This is a genomic window from Pseudomonas sp. SIMBA_041 (assembly GCF_046535095.1).
Taxonomy (GTDB): domain Bacteria; phylum Pseudomonadota; class Gammaproteobacteria; order Pseudomonadales; family Pseudomonadaceae; genus Aquipseudomonas; species Aquipseudomonas mucoides.
The window spans coordinates 1-242 of record NZ_JAWRXJ010000838.1 but is presented as its reverse complement, the minus strand read 5'-3'; the positions used below and the strand labels follow the sequence as shown (position 1 = coordinate 242).

The 242-nt window shown below is 63.2% G+C and carries 1 protein-coding gene; it reads left to right on the top strand.

Annotation, left to right across the window (positions count from 1 at the left end; translation table 11 throughout):
* A partial coding sequence (locus tag SB725_RS33495) for a lyase family protein (protein WP_410923733.1) occupies positions 1 to 242 on the top strand: 242 nt, incomplete at both ends.

The window sequence follows — 242 nt, the reverse complement described above, 5'->3', positions numbered from 1 at the left end:
CCGGAAGCCATTGCGCTGCCCATCGTCAAGGCGGCGGATGAGGTGATCAGCGGGCAACTGGACGAGCATTTCCCGCTGGTGGTGTTCCAGACCGGTTCCGGCACCCAGTCCAACATGAACGCCAACGAAGTGATCGCCAACCGGGCCATCGAGATGCTCGGCGGCGAGCTGGGCAGCAAGAAGCCGATCCACCCCAACGACCACGTCAACCGTGGCCAGTCGTCCAACGATACCTTCCCCAC